This window comes from Neptuniibacter sp. QD37_6 (assembly GCF_047778085.1).
Classification (GTDB): domain Bacteria; phylum Pseudomonadota; class Gammaproteobacteria; order Pseudomonadales; family Balneatricaceae; genus Neptuniibacter.
Map to the genome: position 1 here is coordinate 1088617 of NZ_CP180550.1, position 19470 is coordinate 1108086.

Annotated in this window: 17 protein-coding genes and 1 tRNA gene; 14 read left to right on the forward strand and 4 right to left on the reverse strand. The window is 44.2% G+C overall.

Annotation, left to right across the window (positions count from 1 at the left end; translation table 11 throughout):
* The gene (locus tag ACMXYO_RS04900; protein ID WP_415887405.1) at nt 1–210 is read right to left on the reverse strand and encodes a hypothetical protein; all 210 of its coding nucleotides are present in this window, start codon (nt 208–210) and stop codon (nt 1–3) included.
* Between the two features lie 184 nt (nt 211–394).
* Here ACMXYO_RS04900 and ACMXYO_RS04905 point away from each other — a divergent pair, with 184 nt between their 5' ends.
* A complete protein-coding gene (locus ACMXYO_RS04905; RefSeq protein ID WP_415887406.1) occupies nt 395–532 on the forward strand; it encodes a hypothetical protein in 138 nt (45 codons plus the stop codon).
* Nucleotides 533–599: 67 nt separating this feature from the next.
* Here ACMXYO_RS04905 and ACMXYO_RS04910 read toward each other — a convergent pair whose 3' ends face one another.
* Genes ACMXYO_RS04910 through ACMXYO_RS04920 form a run of 3 tightly spaced genes read right to left on the reverse strand, consistent with a single transcriptional unit; the run spans nt 600 to nt 3480 of the window.
* Nucleotides 600–1268, reverse strand: coding sequence for a LutC/YkgG family protein (locus ACMXYO_RS04910; RefSeq protein WP_415887407.1), 669 nt, complete (start codon nt 1266–1268; stop codon nt 600–602).
* A gap of 1 nt (nt 1269) precedes the next feature.
* A complete protein-coding gene (locus ACMXYO_RS04915; protein WP_415887408.1) occupies nt 1270–2682 on the reverse strand; it encodes a LutB/LldF family L-lactate oxidation iron-sulfur protein in 1413 nt (470 codons plus the stop codon).
* A 6-nt stretch (nt 2683–2688) separates the two neighbouring features.
* The gene (locus tag ACMXYO_RS04920) at nt 2689–3480 is read right to left on the reverse strand and encodes a (Fe-S)-binding protein (RefSeq protein WP_415887409.1); all 792 of its coding nucleotides are present in this window, start codon (nt 3478–3480) and stop codon (nt 2689–2691) included.
* Between the two features lie 190 nt (nt 3481–3670).
* Between ACMXYO_RS04920 and ACMXYO_RS04925 the strand changes: the two genes are divergently transcribed.
* From ACMXYO_RS04925 to ACMXYO_RS04985, 13 genes are all read left to right on the forward strand, one after another.
* The gene (locus tag ACMXYO_RS04925; RefSeq protein ID WP_415887410.1) at nt 3671–4372 is read left to right on the forward strand and encodes a FadR/GntR family transcriptional regulator; all 702 of its coding nucleotides are present in this window, start codon (nt 3671–3673) and stop codon (nt 4370–4372) included.
* A gap of 90 nt (nt 4373–4462) precedes the next feature.
* Nucleotides 4463–6223, forward strand: a complete 1761-nt coding sequence (locus ACMXYO_RS04930; RefSeq protein WP_415887411.1) for an ATP-binding protein — start codon at nt 4463–4465, stop codon at nt 6221–6223.
* A 152-nt stretch (nt 6224–6375) separates the two neighbouring features.
* Nucleotides 6376–8295, forward strand: coding sequence for a threonine--tRNA ligase (gene thrS, locus ACMXYO_RS04935; RefSeq protein ID WP_415887412.1), 1920 nt, complete (start codon nt 6376–6378; stop codon nt 8293–8295).
* Between the two features lie 27 nt (nt 8296–8322).
* Nucleotides 8323–8868 (forward strand): translation initiation factor IF-3, encoded by a 546-nt coding sequence (gene infC / locus ACMXYO_RS04940; protein ID WP_415888072.1) that lies wholly within the window; start codon nt 8323–8325, stop codon nt 8866–8868.
* A gap of 104 nt (nt 8869–8972) precedes the next feature.
* On the forward strand, nt 8973–9167 hold the full coding sequence (gene rpmI, locus ACMXYO_RS04945) for a 50S ribosomal protein L35 (RefSeq protein ID WP_007022505.1): 195 nt from the start codon (nt 8973–8975) through the stop codon (nt 9165–9167).
* A gap of 38 nt (nt 9168–9205) precedes the next feature.
* Complete coding sequence (gene rplT / locus ACMXYO_RS04950; protein WP_415881844.1) at nt 9206–9562, forward strand: 50S ribosomal protein L20; 357 nt, start codon at nt 9206–9208, stop codon at nt 9560–9562.
* 163 nt (nt 9563–9725) lie between these two features.
* Nucleotides 9726–10709 carry a phenylalanine--tRNA ligase subunit alpha gene (gene pheS / locus ACMXYO_RS04955; RefSeq protein WP_415881843.1) on the forward strand — a complete coding sequence of 328 codons (984 nt, stop codon included), beginning with the start codon at nt 9726–9728 and terminating at the stop codon, nt 10707–10709.
* Nucleotides 10710–10758: 49 nt separating this feature from the next.
* Nucleotides 10759–13155: a phenylalanine--tRNA ligase subunit beta gene (gene pheT, locus ACMXYO_RS04960; RefSeq protein WP_415887413.1), complete on the forward strand. Its 2397-nt coding sequence runs from the start codon at nt 10759–10761 to the stop codon at nt 13153–13155.
* Nucleotides 13156–13175: 20 nt separating this feature from the next.
* On the forward strand, nt 13176–13481 hold the full coding sequence (gene ihfA, locus ACMXYO_RS04965; protein WP_415881841.1) for an integration host factor subunit alpha: 306 nt from the start codon (nt 13176–13178) through the stop codon (nt 13479–13481).
* A complete protein-coding gene (locus ACMXYO_RS04970; protein ID WP_415881840.1) occupies nt 13459–13812 on the forward strand; it encodes a MerR family transcriptional regulator in 354 nt (117 codons plus the stop codon). Before ihfA ends, ACMXYO_RS04970 begins: the two co-directional genes overlap by 23 nt.
* Before the next feature lie 161 nt (nt 13813–13973).
* Nucleotides 13974–15203 carry an FIST signal transduction protein gene (locus tag ACMXYO_RS04975; RefSeq protein ID WP_415887414.1) on the forward strand — a complete coding sequence of 410 codons (1230 nt, stop codon included), beginning with the start codon at nt 13974–13976 and terminating at the stop codon, nt 15201–15203.
* Nucleotides 15204–15282: 79 nt separating this feature from the next.
* Nucleotides 15283–15359, forward strand: a tRNA-Pro gene (locus ACMXYO_RS04980).
* Nucleotides 15360–17214: 1855 nt separating this feature from the next.
* Nucleotides 17215–19461, forward strand: a complete 2247-nt coding sequence (locus ACMXYO_RS04985; protein ID WP_415887415.1) for a heavy metal translocating P-type ATPase — start codon at nt 17215–17217, stop codon at nt 19459–19461.
* Nucleotides 19462–19470: the final 9 nt, after the last annotated feature.

Consider the following 19470-nt stretch of genomic DNA (forward strand, 5'->3'; position numbering starts at 1 on the left):
TTAGGCTTTAACGTCTATTTGGGTGCCTAGCGGGCTCAGTGGATCTACTCTAAGTTTCCCCGGTGCAGTAACTTCCAATAGCTGCATCACTTGCTCACCCGTTTGTTCGATCTGATCTTTAGCCATCTCGGCTGATTTAACCGCATGAGTCGTTTGGGTCTGTTGCGTAGACATTGCTGTCGCTGCAGCGGTAATTTCATTGGCTTCCATAACATCATCCTATTGTCCGATTACGACAGCTATCTGTAATCCGTTCACAGGTGTCGGTGTTTGATGAAAAAATACTTATATTAGTCTATCGGCTTGGATTGGTTTGGCTTTAGAGGATTTTAATCTATTTAGCTAGTTAAGTACTTTTGGGTCAATTCTTAACGAATCTGAAATTCAGGTTAAGTTGGATGGTCAAGGCGGCTCGATTGTTGTTTGGAGCTCTAGCTTTAATGCAGCTGGTGCCTTTGATGCAGAAGCGGAAAAAACAATTCGTGGCGTTTATCAGGCGCGCTTACAGAATTTAGATAAGCTATATAACTGAGTTCTTGAGTGGCCATAGAACAAAAAAAGCCACCTAAGAAGGTGGCTAAAGCAATAAAGATATAGAGCTACATATCTTTAAGGATAAAGATCACGAGTACGCAAGGGCCATGAGCGCCCATTTGTAATTTTTGTCCGATGTCCGCGCTACGGGATGGGCCAGTAATCATATTCACCGTGCGCGGCATTTCATCAGGGTTCTGTTCGCGAACCATCTGCCAAGCATCTTCGTAGCTACCGACGATCGTTGATTCACGCAATAAGACGAGATGGCAATCCGGTAGGAAGTTCAATGTTGTCGGGCTCTCTGGGCGGGAGTACATCATCAGAGTTCCTGTTTCTGCGATACCCGTCATAGAGGTGGTTAAGCTTGCAACATCGCCAGATTGCGCAACGCGCTGCTCACGTTTTATATCGCCTAAGGCAGACCAGTCGAGTTCGTTTAGGCAATCGTCGCTTGCACTAACTAAAGATTTAAAATCATGTTTGTTCAGCCACTCCGCAACAGCAGCTGGTAGATCGCTCATTGAGTTAATGTCGATGAGCTCAGCCGCTGCTCCGCTAGCCATGTCTCTAAACAGTTGGATCTGACCTGCTTTATCTAGCTGGCTACGTTTAGGAATAATGGTCGCTTTATGCGCATTGATACGACGTGTCGCTGCTGCTTTTTGTGCGGGTGTTGCTTCACCACGCTGTAAGCCGCGGCGGATGTTGCCCAGTATTTCTGCTTTGCTCATCTTATTTCTCCGCCTGTTTGTGGGCTTTCCATTGATCCATAAAGGTCTTGCCTTGAGGTGCTGGCATATCACGCCAATCTGTCCAGCCACCGGCTAACGGCATTTTCTTGATACGGCCCTTTTTACCAGCGAGTTTGTTCATAAACCAAGAGGAGCTTCTTGCTAACCAGCGGTATAGAGCAGGGCGTTTGGCAAAAAATGCCCAGCCAGCGATACCAAATCTGACAGCTTTGGGTGTTAAGTGTTTTTCAAACTCTTTCTCTCGCCAATGACGCATCAATTTTGGAAGCGGGATACGGACAGGGCATACTTCTTCACATTTACCACAAGATGTAGACGCGTTTGGCAGGTGCGCTGCTTTATCAATGCCTATCATCTTAGGGGTTAAAACAGAACCCATAGGGCCTGGGTAAACCCAACCATAAGAGTGGCCACCAACAGCACCATAGACAGGGCAGTGGTTCATACAAGAGGAGCACCGGATACAGCGCAGCATATCTTGAAACTCTGTACCCACCATCTCACTACGGCCATTATCAACTAACACAACGTGGAAGTTCTCTGGACCATCTTGATCTTCAGCGCGTTTCGGCCCTGTGGATAACGTGTTGTATACCGTAAATTCCTGACCTGTCGCAGAGCGAGCTAGCAGTCGAAGGAATAGGCTCATATCTTCCAGTGTAGGTACGACCTTCTCGATGGAAGTAATTACAATGTGAGTTTTTGGCAGGGTCTGAGTCAGATCACCGTTACCTTCGTTGGTTACGATGATGGTTGAGCCAGTTTCTGCTACCAAAAAATTGGCTCCAGTAAGCCCGACATCAGCACCTACGAATTCCTTTCGTAGTACTTCGCGAGCTTCCTTCATCAACGCCTGTGGGTCTTCTGTCTTCGGACGTTTGTGATGTTCATGGAAGGTTTCGGATACATCATTAACATTCAGGTGAATTGCTGGCGCAATAATATGGCTCGGATGATCATCACGAAGCTGTAGGATGTATTCACCCAAATCTGTCTCGACAGGGCGTACACCGTTCGCTTCAAGGTATTCGTTCAGGCCAGTTTCTTCCGAAACCATCGATTTACCTTTAGTGATGGTCTTGGCGTTCACCTGTTTGCAAATATCGAGAATGGTTTGGTTAGCATCGTCACCTGTTCTACACCAGTGAACATGACCACCATTTTCAATTACTTTGCTTTCAAACTGTTCCAGATAGATATCTAGATTCTGAATAATGTGATTTTTAAGATCACGCGCTTCATCACGCAAATCTTCAAACTCTGGTAGTCGCTTAATGGCATTAGCACGGTTAACTGGGAAGCCATGTTTAAACTGACCTAGGGCTTCTTGAAGCTCGACATTATGCAGCGCTATACGAGCGTTTTCTTTAAATTCTGGGCTTTTAATATGCATCGTGTATTACCCCGCGCTCAGTTCAGAGGCTAGCTCATATTCTGCCTCGCCAATGGCTGGCGTGTCAGTCATACCTGCTAGGATCTCTACAACATGACGTGCTTCGATTTTCTTGCCTTCGCGTTTAAGCTTGCCGGCCATATTTAATAGGCAGCCTAAATCGCCACCGACTAAAGTACTCGCACCTGAGTCGCTGATGTATTCAGTTTTGTTAGACACCATGCGGTTGGAAATGTCTGGATATTTAACGCAGAAGGTGCCACCGAAACCACAGCAGGTTTCGGATTCTTCCATCTCATTGAGTGTTAGATTTTCAACCTTAGATAACAGCTTACGAGGTTGTTGTTTAACTCCTAATTGGCGAAGGCCTGAGCAGGAATCATGGTAGGTAATAGTGCCTTCAAATGCGGCATTGATGCGGTCGAAATCGACTACGTCAGTTAGGAATTGGGTGATCTCAAATGCGCGCGCTTTAAGGTCCAAAGCGCGTGCCTTCCAAGGGTCGTTTTCGTCAAAGACCTCAGGGTAATAATGCAGCATTCCAATACAGGAACCAGATGGTCCAACGACATATTCATAACCATCAAAAGCTTCAATCGTTTTTCTTGCAATCTCAGCAGTGGTTGCTTTGTCACCTGAGTTGTATGCCGGTTGGCCGCAGCATGTTTGTGTCTCTGGTACTTCTACTGTGCAGCCTGAAGCTTCTAGTAGTTTTACGGTTGCAAATGCAACGCTCGGTCTAAACATATCTGCTAGACAGGTTACAAATAAACCGACTTTAGGATTCTGATTTGGCATGAATGTCATCGCTATATTGGTCAGCTCTACCTGACAAGGAATCAGGTTCTCACGTCACTGACGTTTATTATTTTTCTTCAGTTTCTTGTGCCTGAAGTTTTATCTGTTACCCAAAAGATAGTTAAGAGATGGCACAAATGAAATGCTAAACTAATAACTGGTCTGACCAAGAAGTCTTGAGGGGGATTTGGTGGCAACAGAAAAAGGTATAAATCTAAGTCAGAAGTTGAGTTCTGAACTGCAGAATCAAATTCTCTATGGAGATATTTGCCCTGGGGAGAAGTTGCCATCTCAGCGCGTATTGGCAGAGCGTTACAGTCTATCGAGAGCAACGGTTCGTGAAGCGGTTCAGGATCTTGAATTAAAGGGGATTATCGAGACCAACCATGGCGGTGGGAGTCTGTGTAGAAACTTACTTGAAAGTCATTTTTCAATGCCTGCTGACAGTATTGGCGATAACTTTGAGTTTCAAGTTCAGGTTATGGAGATGCGTGCTGCTCTAGAAGGTGAGGCTGCATACTATGCTGCTTTGCGCGCGTCAGATGAACAACTCGATCGTATCGGGCAAGAGTATGAAGCAATGCAGGCGCGCAGTAGTGGTCACACTACGCTCGCAAAAGCAAAAGCCGATCTTAGGTTTCATATGATGATTGCGGAAACAAGTCACCATCTACTGGTTATCTCTTTCAGTCAGATATTCTATAACCGTTACTTCAATGCAATTTATGGTGTGCTTGATCGCACACTTAAGAAATTTGGCCGATACCCTGATGGAATCAGCGCTCAGCATACCCAAATTTATCAGGCATTAATCAACAGGAATGCCGAGTTAGCCCGCAAGGTGGCGACAGAACATATCGACTACACTCGAAGGCAGTTAGAAGCTTCTTAACTGCTTGATATTGGTAACTATCTTAATTAACCAAACCTAAAAAATACTCCTATACTTTCTTCGTGTGTATAACGACCATAAGGGTAGGGGATGCAGGTTCGCAAGTCATTGGTTTGGAGAATTATCTTCCCTGTCCTGTTTGCCATGGTGTTGCTGGTAATGGCTATCCTGTATTACTTACCGCAGGTTCTTACGCAGCAAGCAATAGATGACGCTCAGCAAAGGGCTGAAGAAACAGTTGAAGAATTTAAACGTTTACGGAGGTATTACACTGAAAATGTAGTTAGCGAAGTTCTATTACATTCAGATATTGATGTCACCATAGATCATAAAAATAATCCTAAAAGTATCCCTTTACCTGCAACTATGGTGCATGAGTTGAGCGAGCAGTATTCTCAAACAGGTACCCTGATTAAACTTTATAGTTCTTACCCCTTTCCCAATCGTGCAGAGCGCCAATTAGATGAATTTGCCAATCAAGCTTGGCATCACCTTAATGAAAACCCCGAGTCTGAATATATAAAAGTTTTAAAAAACAAGCAGGGCGAGACTGTTGTGCGTGTGGCTATTGCTGACAAGTTGGTAGCTGAGGCATGTGTACAATGTCATAACCATCATCCCTTTTCTCCAAAGGTAGATTGGAAACTGGGCGATGTCAGAGGAATATTGGAGGTGGACAGTATTATCCAGCCTGCGATTAAAAGTGGTGAAGCAATAGGTATTAAGCTGGCTTTAATGATCTGTACAGTTATCGTTTTTTTAGTGATGCTAATTTATTTGATCCATCATTATCTATTCCAAGTTCCGTTACATAGATTGGCGATGTTGTTGGAAGGCTCTACTCATCAAGGGGAGGATGTTGTAGGTGAGCTTGAATATCCATCGCTTATTTATCCCGATAATCATGAACATGATGAAATAAGTTTTCTTTATCATAAATTCTCGCAACAACACGAACGTTTAGATGCTAATGCCAAAGCGATGCGAGAGTACCAGGAAAAACTGGAAGCTGAAGTTAAGTTGAATGAGCAACTGCTAGAAGAGAGAGAGACTGAACTTAGTGAAACTCAGGATCAGTTGGATGCTACTCAAAAAGAATTACTGCAAAGTGAGAAGTTATCTGCATTAAAACGTCTGGTAAGTAGTATCGGGCATGAGGTAAGTACGCCCTTAGGTGTTTCTAGAACCGCATCCTCATATTTGATCGAGGAAAGTGATGTTGTGCTAAGTAGTTTTCAAAACAACACGATGACAAAATCTCAGTTTGAAAAATACTTAACTGATAGTAGGGAAGCAGGTGAGCTTTTAACAACCAATTTAACGCGGGCTCATGAGTTGATGCTTGCTTTTAAAGAGGTTGCGGTTGATCAGATAAGTGAGCAGAAAAGAGATATAAATCTACGAGATTATATTCAGGATGTGCTGTTAAGTCTCAAGCCTACCTATAAAAATGCCCCAGTCGAAGTGAGGAATAATATCGCCCCGGAGATAGAACTGAATGTTGACGCGGGTGCTATTGCTCAAATTGTGACTAACTTAATCACGAATTCATTAATGCACGGTTTTAAAGATGCAATGATAGCCGGCACTATCGTCCTTAGTAGCGAAACAACCACAGACGAATACATACTTATATATATGGATGATGGAAAAGGTATTTCTGCGGAAGTGCAGCAGCATGTGTTTGAGCAATTTTATACAACCCGGAAAGGTTCTGGAGGAACAGGCATGGGGATGTATATTATCCAAGAGCTAGTTAAAGAAAGGCTGCTTGGTAATATTAAATTTAACAGTGATGAGGGCGAAGGAATTAATATTCGAATCGCATTGCCAAAGTCGCCTGTTGCTTAGTAACTTATCATTGAACATAGTTATAGCTCCTTTTCTTTGATTGCCCTATAATCGCGCCAACTCACAACGTGCTTGGTTTGTACGGTAAGTGAGATGTATCGAATGTTGATGTGGCCTTACGTATGGGTCACCACTGAAATCAAGGAAATATCATGCCTGTAATTACCCTACCAGATGGTAGCAAACGTGAGTTTGCTAACCCTGTTACTGTATTTGAAGTTGCTGCCGATATTGGCGCTGGTCTAGCTAAAGCTGCATTAGCTGGTAAAGTTGACGGTAAAGAAGTTGATACCTCTTTCACTATTGAAAATGATGCTGATCTAGCCATCATCACTGCGCGTGATGAAGAAGGTCTAGAAGTTATCCGTCACTCTACTGCTCATTTGATGGCTATGGCTGTACAAGAATTGTTCCCTGGTGCTCAGGTAACGATCGGGCCTGTTATTGAAGATGGTTTCTATTATGACTTTGCCTACGAGCGTCCATTTACGCCAGAAGATCTAGAAAAGATCGAAAAGAAAATGGCGGATCTGGTTAAGCAGAACTTGCTTGTTACTCGCTCATTGATGAGTCGTGATGAAGCGACCAAAATGTTTGATGAAATGGGTGAGAAGTACAAAGTTGAGTTGCTTCAAGCTGTGCCTGATGCCGAAGACCTGTCTTTCTACTCTCAAGGCGACTTCATCGATCTCTGTCGTGGCCCACACGTTCCATCTACTGGCCACATTAAAGCATTTAAATTGATGAAAGTTGCTGGTGCATACTGGCGTGGTGATTCCAACAACGAGATGCTTCAGCGTATCTACGGTACGGCATGGGGTGACAAAAAAGCTCTTAAAGCTTACCTGCACCGTTTGGAAGAAGCGGAAAAGCGTGACCACCGTAAGTTGGGTAAACAGCTCAATATGTTCCACCTGCAGGAAGAAGCACCGGGTATGGTGTTCTGGCATCCAAATGGTTGGACTCTGTACCAGCAGATCGAACAGTACATGCGTCAGAAACAGCGTCAGCATGGTTATGATGAGATCAAAACGCCACAGGTTGTTGAACGTACACTTTGGGAAAAGTCTGGTCACTGGGATAAATTCTCAGAAGAGATGTTTACTACTCACTCTGAGAACCATGATTTTGCTATCAAACCGATGAACTGCCCATGTCACGTTCAGGTTTTCAATCAGGGTATTCGTTCTTACCGTGATCTACCTTTGCGTCTAGCAGAATTTGGTTGTTGTCACCGTAATGAACCTTCAGGTGCGTTACACGGGATTATGCGTGTCCGTGGCTTTGTACAGGATGATGCGCATATCTTCTGTGCGGAAGATTCGATTCAGGAAGAAGTTGCGCGTTTCATTGAGTTTCTTGATGAGGTTTATGCGGACTTTGGCTTTGAAGAAGTTATCTACAAACTATCCACTCGTCCTGAGCAGCGTGTAGGTTCGGATGAAGTTTGGGATAAAGCCGAGAAGGCTCTAGGTGATGCATTAGATGCTGCAGGTCTAGAGTGGGAAGAGCTGCCTGGCGAAGGCGCATTTTATGGGCCAAAGATTGAGTTTTCACTAAAAGATTGCCTAGGTCGTGTATGGCAGTGTGGTACTGTTCAGGTTGACTTCTCTATGCCAGGTCGCCTTGGTGCTCAGTTTGTTAATGAGCAAGGTGAACGTGAAACACCTGTAATGTTACACCGTGCCATTCTTGGTTCTTTTGAGCGTTTTATCGGTATTTTGATCGAAAACTTCGCAGGTGCATTACCAACTTGGTTGGCGCCAGTACAAGCGGTTGTGATGAATATTACGGACAAACAAGCTGATTATTGTCAAAAAGTTGTTCAAAATCTTGAAAATCAAGGATTCAGAGCCGAGTCAGACTTGAGAAATGAGAAGATCGGCTTTAAAATTCGCGAGCGTACTTTACAGAAGGTGCCTTACCTTCTTGTAATAGGTGATAAAGAAGTAGAGGCAGGTGAGGTTGCTGTACGTACTCGTACAGGTGAGAACCTAGGTGCTATGCCTCTAGATGAATTTGTAAACCTTCTTGGCAGTGATGTCGCTAAGAAAGGTCGTCAGGACTCATAAGTCTAAAAACAGTCAGGAGATAAGACTATCAGGCGTGATAATAGAAGGGGCGCTCGCAGAGAAGAGCCCATGATCAATGAGAATCTACTGAAAGTAGCTAAACAGTGCAGACTTATTGGTCCAGACGGAACACAGATTGGCATCGTACCGGTAAATGACGCTCTTGTGGCAGCACAAGAAGCGGGACTTGATCTGGTGAAAATTTCTGAAGCTGATCCCATCGTTTGTAAAGTGATGGATTATGGCAAGCATCTTTATGAGCTGAAAAAGCAAAAGAATGAAGCCAAGAAAAAGCAGCATCAGGTCCAGATCAAGGAAGTGAAATTCCGTCCTAATACGGAAGAAGGGGATTATCAGGTCAAGCTGCGCAACCTGGTACGTTTCCTTGAAGCAGGAGATAAAGCCAAGATAACTTTGCGTTATCGTGGTCGTGAGATGGCCCATCAGGAACTGGGTATGCAGTTGCTCCAACGAATCGAGAAAGATTTGGAAGAGTTAGTAACTGTAGAGCAGCGTCCTAAGATGGAAGGCCGTCAACTGGTCATGGTCTTAGCTCCGAAGAAGAAAAAGTAACTCGTTACTTTACTTAACCCGTGACTGACTTGTAAAAGTTGGCTGCGGGTTTTGTCGTTTGTTTCGGGCGAAAAAAAATTAACGAATGCGTGGAGATTTTAGTAATGCCTAAGATGAAATCCAATAGTGGTGCGGCTAAGCGTTTTAAGAAAACCGCTAACGGCTTCAAACACAAGCAGTCTTTCACTAGTCACATTCTGACTAAGAAATCTACTAAGCGTAAGCGTCAGCTTCGCCCTATGCTGCAGGTACACGCTGCAGACAAGGCGTTGGTTCGTCGCATGCTGCCTTATATTTAATCGATTTTTTAGCTAACAGAATTTAGAGGAAGAAAGACATGGCTCGCGTAAAACGTGGTGTTGTTGCTCGTCGTCGTCACAAGAAAGTCCTGAAAAAAGCAAAAGGTTATTACGGTGCTCGTAGCCGTGTATTCCGCGTTGCTAAACAGGCGGTAATCAAAGCTGGTCAATATGCATACCGTGACCGTCGTCAGCGTAAGCGTCAGTTCCGCGCATTGTGGATTGCACGTATCAACGCTGGTGCTCGTATCAACGGTTTGTCTTACAGCCGTTTCATTGCTGGTCTGAAGAAGGCTAACATCGAGATCGACCGTAAGGTTCTAGCTGATCTTGCTGTTCACGAAGCTGGCGCATTTGCTGCAATCGTAGAGAAAGCTAAAGCTTCTCTAGCGTAAGCTAGCACCCAGTGTCGTGTAAGCGACTACTTAGAAATAGGGGAAGGGTGCGAACTCTTCCCCTATTTTTTCGGTTATTTTGCCCAGTTTTCTGCGGAATATTTGGCAAAGTAACTGATTACTAACCAATTACCGTATTTATCCTTCTATTCGGAGCCGGATAATGGAAAACATTCAAAGCCTTTTGGCAGCAGGTACTCAAGCTGTCGCTACGGCAACTACTACTCAACAGTTGGACGATGTTCGCGTTCAATACTTGGGTAAAAAAGGTGAACTTACTGCACTTCTTAAAGGCTTAGGCAAGCTATCTGCAGAGGAACGCCCACAAGCTGGTGCTAAGATCAACGAGGCTAAACAAGCTCTGCAAGAAGTTATTAATGAGCGTAAAGCTGCACTAGAAGCAGCAGCTCTAGAAAGTAAGCTTGCTGCTGAAACGATTGATGTAACTTTACCGGGACGTGGTCAGGCACTAGGTGGTTTACACCCTGTGACTAAAACCATGGAACGAATTGAAGAGTTTTTCGGTGGTATCGGCTATACGGTAGAAGAAGGTCCTGAAATCGAAGATGATTACCACAACTTCGAAGCCTTAAATATCCCTTCGCACCATCCGGCTCGTGCTATGCACGACACATTCTATTTCAATGCGAATACACTGCTGCGTACGCACACTTCAGGTGTTCAGGTACGTACAATGGAATCGCAAGAACCACCACTACGTATAATCTGCCCAGGCCGTGTATATCGTTGTGACTACGATCAAACGCACTCTCCAATGTTCCATCAGGTAGAGGGTTTGATTGTTGATAAAGATATCAGCTTTGCTGACCTAAAAGGCACACTAGAACAGTTCCTACGTGAATTCTTCGAAGAAGATGTTCGCGTTCGTTTCCGTCCGTCTTACTTCCCGTTCACAGAGCCTTCAATCGAAGTTGATATCGACCGTGGTGATGGTAAATGGTTGGAAGTACTAGGTTGCGGGATGGTGCATCCTAAAGTATTTGAAGCTTCAGGTATCGACCCTGAAGAGTACACCGGCTTTGCTTTCGGTATGGGTGTAGAGCGTTTGGCTATGTTGCGTTACGGCGTAAATGACCTGCGTCTATTCTTTGAAAACGACCTGCGTTTCCTGAATCAGTTCAACTGATCAAGACAACGTTTTAAGCGGTTATTAACAGGATTTTCGGGAAAGCAAAATGAAATTCAGTGAAAAGTGGTTACGCGAGTTGGTTAACCCTGCAATCAGTACGCAGGAGCTAGTTGATCAAGTCACAATGGCAGGTCTGGAAGTAGACGAAGTTGAAGCAGCAGCTAAAGATTTTACTGGTGTTATCGTAGGTGAAATCCTAACGGCTGAGCAGCACCCAAATGCAGATAAGCTTCAGGTTTGCACAGTCACTAATGGTAGTGAAGTTGCACAGGTTGTGTGTGGTGCACCTAATGCGCGTGCCGGTTTAAAAACAGCATTCGCTACTGTGGGTGCGGTACTACCGACTCCAGATGGCAAAGAGTTTAAGATTAAAAAAGCTAAACTACGTCAGGTAGAGTCTTTTGGCATGCTATGTGCGGAAGATGAGCTAGGTATTTCAGATGATCACGACGGCATCATGGAGCTTCCAGCGGATGCGCCTGTAGGTACTTGTATTCGTGAATACCTAAATCTAGATGATAAAGTTATCGATGTAGATCTAACGCCTAACCGTGGTGACTGTCTAAGTATTTCTGGTTTAGCACGTGAAGTGGGTGTGCTAAATAAAGCGCCAGTTACTTTTGTTGCTGACAATGTAGTTGAAGCCACTATCGATGCGACTTTCCCAGTAGAGTTAAAAGATGCAGCTGACTGCCCACGTTATGTTGGCAGAGTTATTCGTGGTATCAATCCACAAGCAGAAACACCATTGTGGATGAAACAGAAGCTTGAGCGCTCTGGTGTACGTAGCATCGATCCAGTTGTAGATGTAACGAACTATATTCTTCTTGAGCTTGGTCAGCCAATGCACGCTTTCGATCTGGATAAACTATCCGGTGGTATTGTTGTTCGCCGTGCGGAGCAGGGTGAAAAGCTAACGCTTCTAGACGGTCAAGAAGTTGAGCTTAATGCTGATACGTTGGCAATTACCGACGCTAATGGCCCTGTTGCTATGGCTGGTATTATGGGTGGTGAGCCGACCAGCGTAATTTCTGAAACGCAAAATATTTTCCTAGAAAGCGCATTCTTTAACCCTATCTCTATTGCGGGTCGTGCGCGTTCTTATGGTTTGCATACAGATTCTTCTCACCGTTTTGAACGTGGTGTAGATTGGCAGTTGCAAAATCAAGCAATTAATCGCGCTACTGAGCTTCTACTTGATATCGTAGGCGGTGAAGCTGGTCCAGCTGTTGAAACTGTTAATCAAGATGAGTTACCTGCTGCACGTCAGGTATTCCTACGTCATAGCAAAGTCAATGCGATGCTGGCGTTTGAAATGCCAGCTGACGAGATTGAAGAGATCTTAACGCGTCTTGGTTTAGTTGTAGAGAAGACTTCTACGGAAGGTGAGTGGCACGTTTCTGTTCCATCTTATCGCTTTGATATCGCAATTGAAGTGGATCTGATCGAAGAATTAGCGCGTGTATACGGTTACAACAACCTACCTGTACGTACGCCAACAGCGTCTATGCCAATCAAGGCAAACGATGAAACTAAAGTTACAATCCATAATGTTCGTCGTGCATTGATCGCACGTGGCTATCAGGAAGCGATCACTTATAGTTTTATTGAAGCTGGCCTACAAAAGCAGTTCGATGACCAATTCGAAGGTATCGCATTAGCTAACCCAATCTCTGCCGAAATGGCGGTGATGCGTACAACAATCTGGCCTGGCCTAGTAAAAGCGTTACAGTACAACCAGAACCGTCAGCAAGCGCGTGTTCGTCTCTTTGAGAGTGGTCAGCGTTTCCTACCAACTTCTGGTGATGAGATCGTTCAGGAAAACGTAGTGGCTGGTTTGCTAGCAGGTGCGCGAGATCCTGAAGGTTGGAATGCGGGTAAAGATCAAGTTGATTTCTTTGATATCAAAGGTGATCTAGAAAGTCTGCTTTCCTTAGGTGGAGCTGAAGACGAGTTTACGTTTGTTGTTGATCGTCATGTTGCTCTACACCCAGGTCAGACAGCACGTATTGAACGTAATGGCGAAAAAGTTGGTTACATCGGTGCATTGCATCCTAACTTGGTTAAAGAGTTGGGTCTGAATGGTGCGGTATACCTTTTCGAGATTAACCAAGCTGCTTTGACTCAAGGCAAACTGCCTCGCTACCAAGAAATTTCTAAGTTCCCAGAGTCCCGTCGTGATCTAGCACTTATTGTAGATGAAGGCGTAGCTTTCGATTCAGTTCGTCAATTGGCTGAAAAAGAAGCGGGTGAATTCGTGAAAGAAGTAACGCTTTTTGACGTTTACCAAGGCCAAGGTATTGAAAAAGGTAGAAAAAGTCTTGCTGTGGGCTTGACGTGGCAGCATCCTTCGCGCACTCTTAATGATGAAGAAATAAACAGCGCCACAAGTGCGGTTATTTCTGCACTAGCCAGTGAGTTTGGTGCCTCATTGCGAGAATAAGCAGCGAAAGGTGATTTATCATGGGCTCGTTAACAAAAGCTGAAATGGCGGAACGCCTGAACGAAGAGCTAGGATTAAATAAACGTGAAGCCAAAGAGATGGTGGAATCGTTCTTTGATGAAATCCGGGCATGTCTGGCTGCTAACGAGCAGGTAAAATTGTCCGGCTTCGGTAACTTTGACCTTCGCGATAAGCGTCAAAGACCGGGCCGGAATCCTAAAACTGGGGAAGAAGTACCTATCTCGGCTCGCCGTGTTGTAACTTTCCGCCCAGGTCAGAAACTGAAGGACCGTGTCGAAACCTATGCTGGAGACACCCCAGAGTAACGATCCCAACCCGATCCCGGGTAAACGTTATTTTACGATTGGCGAAGTTGCTAAGCTTTGTGACCTCAAGGCGCATGTATTGCGTTATTGGGAGAAAGAGTTTTCGCAAATCTCGCCTGTAAAACGAAACAATCGCCGTTATTACCAACGACAGGATGTTTTGTTGATCCGTCAGATCAAAAGCTTGTTGCACGATCAAGGTTACACCCTAAGTGGTGCTAAACAGTATCTTGCGGGTGACAATAATGAAGATGATCAAAGCCAATACAAGCAATTGCTTCGACAGACTATCTCCGAATTAGAAGATCTATTGGAATCTATTAAGCGCTAGTGTTCTCTTAGTGCTTAATTTCTACCTCTCTATTAAACGCCCGTTTTACTTATATAGTTTATTTCTACTTAAACTTTGGCACTGTTTCGTACCTTAGCTGTTGGCTGTGATCTACCGCTTGATTAGGATCTATTAATGGTGAACATGCAAGGAATGTCAAAATGGCGATTTTAAGAGTAGGTCTAGGGCATGCTGAAGATGCTGCAGAGGCTGCGAGTCAGGCAATGGAGTCCACACCTAAACCAGATTTGGTGATCTGCTTTGTTAGTTTCTCTTTGGATATTGAGAAAGTTTACAGTGACATTAGATCAGTTGTAGGAGATGTCGTTCCCATTGTAGGCGGTAGTTCTTGGGGAGAAATTTCTAGCCTTAAGCAAGGGCCGCAGGAGTCAAGCGTTGTTGTAATGACGCTACAGAGCGCTTATTTCAGCGTCGGTTTAGGCGTCGGTCAAAACTTATCAAAGCAACCTGAACAAGCTGCAAAAGAGGCTATTCGCGAAGCTTATTCAAACTTACTCTCAAACCCCGCTGTCATGTCTTTAATGGCCATTGCCTTAGACAGTAAAGGGGCAAAAGAAGTCTCTAGAATAAAGCCCTGCATTAATATGGTTTTACCTGATGGCACTTCTGCCCAAGAAGAAGCTTTTTTACGCAGTCTCATTTTAGAAACTGGGACGGTCTCCCAAGTCATTGGTGGTTCAACAGCTACAGATTTCTCAGATGCTAAAAGTTATCAAATCAGCAATGGTGTTTATCAAGACTCTGCGGTTGTTGCGAGTTTCAGTAGTGGCTTAAAAATTGGTACCGCTATGGGTCATCCTTATGTGGCAGCTAATAAAGGCGCTGTAGTAACTCAGGCTAAAGGGCGGACTGTGCAGATGCTCAATGGTAAGCCTGCCACAGAAGTACTTCAGAAACTGTTGGGTGGGGAAGAACTTACCCCGGAGCTGTTTATTCAAAATCCTTTTGGTATTAAGTCATCCGATGTTTTCGCTGAATATACTATTAAGAGTGCTCAGCAGGTTCATGATGATGGTGGTGTTAGTTTTTATGCAGAAATTCCGAAGGGCGCATTCCTGCGTGAAATGAAAACGGATGCTGAGATTGCTAAAGAGCGTTTCAAGGAGACGTTACAGAAGGCGATCATCGATGCCGGTAGCCCAAAAAAGATCGGCGCAGTAATTATTTTTAACTGTATCTTACGTCATCTATTAAAAGCACGTTTAGATGTGGATGATATCTGCTTGGTTCAAGAAGTTTGTGGTGAGGATGTGCCTGTGATTGGTTTTAATACGTTTGGAGAGCAGGGGGCAACGCAGGGTGGTTCAATCGGTCACTATAACCAGACGGCTACCATCATGGTGATAGGTGAAGAGGTTATCACGCAATAAACGGAAAAAATCTTTCCAGATTCAGAGTGTTCAGTTAAGATAACCGCCACTTGAAAGTGTTCATTTTCAAGATCTTAGTCGGGATGTAGCGCAGCTTGGTAGCGCACCTGCATGGGGTGCAGGGGGTCGTAGGTTCAAATCCTATCATCCCGACCAGTTAAATTTCTTTCTTTTCAGTTAGTTATAATAGATACGCACTGTAACTTAAATCTGTTTTTATTTGGTTTTTCGTTCAGGTGCGGAAAAGGTGCGGAAATAACGATCATGAATGTTATCTAAGCACCTAAACTGCATTGGCTAACTTTTAGTTGCTGTCTAGGCCTGTGCTACAGATTCAAATAATCTGTCCTACACATAAATTTCCTTCTATTAATCCACCTTTTGCATCCAACAAATCGATGTGTTTATAGAATTATCTGCATGGTAAGAAAACTACCCTTTATGGAACCTATCTAAGTCATGTTTAGAGGGGAGCAGATATTGGTGATTCGAATAGAAAAGTCTATTTAATTTTTTCGAATTTAGGGGCTTAACTACATTTGATGAGGCTTTTACGCCCTAATAGCCTCACCTAACCATACCTATTAGGGGAGCTTGCAGAAATAGGTGCCTCGGATTCTAAAAGTTTCAGTTAACTTGAATTTTTTTGGTTTTTTGGAGCTTAGCGACATAGGAAAACTACTAGCCCCCTTTGTGTGCTACCTAACCATGTCTACTAGGGGGGGCTTGTAGACATAGGTGCCTCGAATTCAAAAAGTTTCAGTTAGCTTGAATCTTTTTTGGTTTTTTGGGGCTTAGCGACATAGGAAAACTACTAGCCCCCTTTGTGTGCTACCTAACCATGTCTACTAGGGGGGCTTGTAGACATAGGTGCCTCGAATTCAAAAATTTTCAGTTAACTTGAATTTTTTGGGTTTTTTGGGGCTTGGCGACATAGGAAAACTACTAGCCCCCTATATGTGTTACCTAACCATGTCTACTAGGGGGGCTTGTAGACATAAGAGTGGTTATAAATATTTTTGTAGTAATTCTCATTTTTCCCTTCCCTTTTTGTTGCTATCTAACTATGTCGACAAGGGGGCTAGTCGACATGAAACAGAAGATGTCGACAAGGGGGAGAATTTAATATGCAAGTTTACGGTTTTTTTAAACTCACGATATTCGTATGCTGAAAACATAGAGGTCTAAAACATTAGCTTATAAGATCTCGACTGCACTAGCGATGCTTAAGACAATGTGTGCCTGATTGCGTAATAGTTAGGCTGGTGGGTCAAAAGGTGCAAAAACAATGTCAGTGTACGACATGTATGTTGGTCAGCTTGCTATGTTCAAATAGTTACTTTCAACTGAAGGATCAGTTTAATTCCGAGCACCAATACAAGATACTTGCTACCTCAGTTATCGCCTAAAAGTGCCACTTTAGATATGAAAGGTATATCTGAATACCTCATAATCTATGAAGGTATGTAGTAAACGCGTATATGAGCCGCTCAGGCGGGTTTTTCATGAGTATTGGCCCCTTTCTACCCGTAATAGAAAAACTTCAACAGAAGGAAGTATTACAACAATACTGAGCTAGGGTAGAAACATTATTTGATAGACAGTTGTTCGATTGGCGGGCTTGTATGAATATCGATTGGCAGTAATTTTCTATAAGTTGTTAAATTCTGGATCAGACCTGATCTGATATTACATAACCTTCTGTCTGACTAAAAGTACAGTTCCGCTCTTGAGCGTATGGAAAAAGTAATAGAGTTCTCGTGATAGGCAGCCAGCAAAAATATCATTGCTGAATTGCAAACTGATAGACTGAATTCCCTGTCGTTACACGCCGGTCCGACCAGATAGGGACCAGAGTGAAGTACTGCTGAACTGCATTGATATATTCCTGTTTCATTTGCTTTCCTACCTCCTTGACCTTACATCAACAGGAAGGTCTATCCTGATAGCAGAAGATGCTCATCTTTTGACTTTTTAGTGAGCAATTTACAGTGCCTTATAGGTGATCAGGATGAGTTCCAATAGCCCCCAAATAGAGAAAACCCTGCTAATTGATGGTGCCAGTTGCGCTAGTTGTGTAGGAAAGATAGAAGGTGTGTTGTTAGAAGTAACTGGAGTACAGAAAGCATCGATGAATTTTGCTCAAAGAACGGTGCTTGTGACTGGCGATGTGATTGATGATGATTTGATCCGTGCTGTTGAAAGTGTGGGTTATCAAGCCAGTTTCGTTGATGAAAACGATCAATACTTACTGGATGAGAAACAAAAGTCTGAAGCGGTCTACTATCACCGCTTGATGAGAGAGATGACGATTGCCCTCTCTTTGGGCGTTCCCCTAATGATCTATGGGCTGTTCATTGGTGAGATGACTGTTTCCACCAATATGGAACGTATTGCCTGGGCCATTGTTGGCCTTCTTACATTAGGAATCATGTATTTTTCAGGACGCCATTTTTATATAGGTGCCTGGAAGTCTTTTCAAAATCATAGTGCCAACATGGATACCCTCATTGCATTAGGTACTGGTACCGCTTGGGTTTATTCCATGGTGGTGGTATTTGCCCCGGATGCCGTTCCTCTGATGGCAAGGCATGTCTATTTTGAAGCCACTGCGATGATCATTGGTTTAATCGATCTTGGTTTAGCGCTTGAGATTAAGGCGCGTGGCAGGACTTCAGAAGCTATCAAGCGCTTGATAGGCCTGCAGCCAAAGAATGCACGAGTTATTAAAGATGGTGAAGAGATTGATATTCCTATTGAGGATGTTGCCCTAGATGACCAATTAAGAATCCGCCCTGGAGAAAAAATCCCTGTCGACGGTATTGTTATTGAGGGCAGTACCTCTGTTGATGAATCCATGTTGACGGGTGAACCCATGCCTGTTGAGAAAGCAGCCGGAGATGAGGTTGTTGCAGGTACCATCAATAAATCTGGAACAGTGATATTTAAAGCAACACGTGTAGGTAAAGATACTGCACTGGCACAAATTATTGAAATGGTTAAACGGGCGCAAAACTCTAAACCATCGATAGGACGTTTAGCGGATGTGATATCGGGCTATTTCGTTCCTGTCGTGATGATTATAGCTATTCTCAGTGCATTAGCCTGGTTAAATTTTGGTCCTGCTCCCGCCGTGGCCTTCGCTATTGTCTCAGCAACAACCGTTTTGATTATTGCATGCCCTTGTGCCTTGGGATTGGCAACTCCTATGTCGGTGATGGTGGGTGTGGGGAAAGCGGCTGAAGCGGGTGTATTGATCCGCAACGGCGAAGCTTTACAGACGGCCTCTCAAATCAGCGCCATGATTCTGGATAAAACCGGCACCATAACTGAAGGTAGCCCTCAGGTTACTGAGATCCAGTTGACCGGCGATCATAAAGAGGAAGACATTCTTCGCTTAGCGGCAAGTTTGGAGTCCGGTTCGGAACACCCCTTGGCTCTTTCTATAGTGGAGTCAGCCAAAGCCCAAGGTTTTGCCCTTTCTAATGTGATGAACTTTAACGCGATTGCTGGACATGGCGTGGAAGGTGAAGTGGATGGAAGCACCCTGTTATTTGGTAATGAAAAGTTGATGGAAGAACGGTCAATTTCTATCAACCATCACATCGCTGATGCGCAGCGTATGGCATCAGAAGCACAGACTCCAATGTACTTAGCTATCAATGGGCAGCTTGCGGCAATTATTGCGGTATCAGACCCGATCAAAAAAGACTCGGTTGAGGCAATCAAACGGCTACAAGCAAATGGCATACGTGTCGTAATGCTTACCGGTGATAACCGCGCAACAGCTAAGGCGGTTGCAGAAAAAGTAGGTATTACAGAGTTTGTTGCAGAAGTCTTGCCTGAGGATAAATCTCACAAGGTTGAAGAGCTCCAGGCCCAAGGTGAGATCGTAGGTATGACCGGAGACGGCATCAATGATGCGCCTGCCTTGGCTCAGGCCAATGTCGGGTTTGCCATTGGTACAGGCACTGATGTAGCGATTGAAAGTGCTGACATAACCTTGATGCGTGGCTCATTGCATGGGCTGGCTGATGCTATTGCTATCAGTAAAGCGACATTACGTAATATTAAGCAAAATCTGTTTGGTGCGTTTATTTACAACGTTGCAGGTATCCCGTTTGCAGCAGGTGTTTTGTATCCGTTCTTTGGGCTACTGCTGAGTCCCGTTATTGCCGGGGCTGCAATGGCTTTCTCTTCGCTCACGGTGGTGAGTAATGCCAACCGGTTACGTTTGTTTAAAGCATCAGAGCATTAATCAGGGAGG

What these genes read in the sequence shown, in the direction of transcription:
- rpmI (WP_007022505.1), top strand. Translation starts at nt 8,973, where the DNA reads ATGCCTAAGATGAAATCCAATAGTGGTGCGGCTAAGCGTTTTAAGAAA.
- rplT (WP_415881844.1), top strand. Translation starts at nt 9,206, where the DNA reads ATGGCTCGCGTAAAACGTGGTGTTGTTGCTCGTCGTCGTCACAAGAAA.
- ACMXYO_RS04985 (WP_415887415.1), top strand. Translation starts at nt 17,215, where the DNA reads ATGAGTTCCAATAGCCCCCAAATAGAGAAAACCCTGCTAATTGATGGT.
- ACMXYO_RS04910 (WP_415887407.1), bottom strand. Translation starts at nt 1,268, where the DNA reads ATGAGCAAAGCAGAAATACTGGGCAACATCCGCCGCGGCTTACAGCGT.
- pheT (WP_415887413.1), top strand. Translation starts at nt 10,759, where the DNA reads ATGAAATTCAGTGAAAAGTGGTTACGCGAGTTGGTTAACCCTGCAATC.
- ACMXYO_RS04915 (WP_415887408.1), bottom strand. Translation starts at nt 2,682, where the DNA reads ATGCATATTAAAAGCCCAGAATTTAAAGAAAACGCTCGTATAGCGCTG.
- thrS (WP_415887412.1), top strand. Translation starts at nt 6,376, where the DNA reads ATGCCTGTAATTACCCTACCAGATGGTAGCAAACGTGAGTTTGCTAAC.
- ACMXYO_RS04930 (WP_415887411.1), top strand. Translation starts at nt 4,463, where the DNA reads ATGCAGGTTCGCAAGTCATTGGTTTGGAGAATTATCTTCCCTGTCCTG.
- ACMXYO_RS04900 (WP_415887405.1), bottom strand. Translation starts at nt 210, where the DNA reads ATGGAAGCCAATGAAATTACCGCTGCAGCGACAGCAATGTCTACGCAA.
- ihfA (WP_415881841.1), top strand. Translation starts at nt 13,176, where the DNA reads ATGGGCTCGTTAACAAAAGCTGAAATGGCGGAACGCCTGAACGAAGAG.
- ACMXYO_RS04970 (WP_415881840.1), top strand. Translation starts at nt 13,459, where the DNA reads ATGCTGGAGACACCCCAGAGTAACGATCCCAACCCGATCCCGGGTAAA.
- pheS (WP_415881843.1), top strand. Translation starts at nt 9,726, where the DNA reads ATGGAAAACATTCAAAGCCTTTTGGCAGCAGGTACTCAAGCTGTCGCT.
- ACMXYO_RS04920 (WP_415887409.1), bottom strand. Translation starts at nt 3,480, where the DNA reads ATGCCAAATCAGAATCCTAAAGTCGGTTTATTTGTAACCTGTCTAGCA.
- ACMXYO_RS04975 (WP_415887414.1), top strand. Translation starts at nt 13,974, where the DNA reads ATGGCGATTTTAAGAGTAGGTCTAGGGCATGCTGAAGATGCTGCAGAG.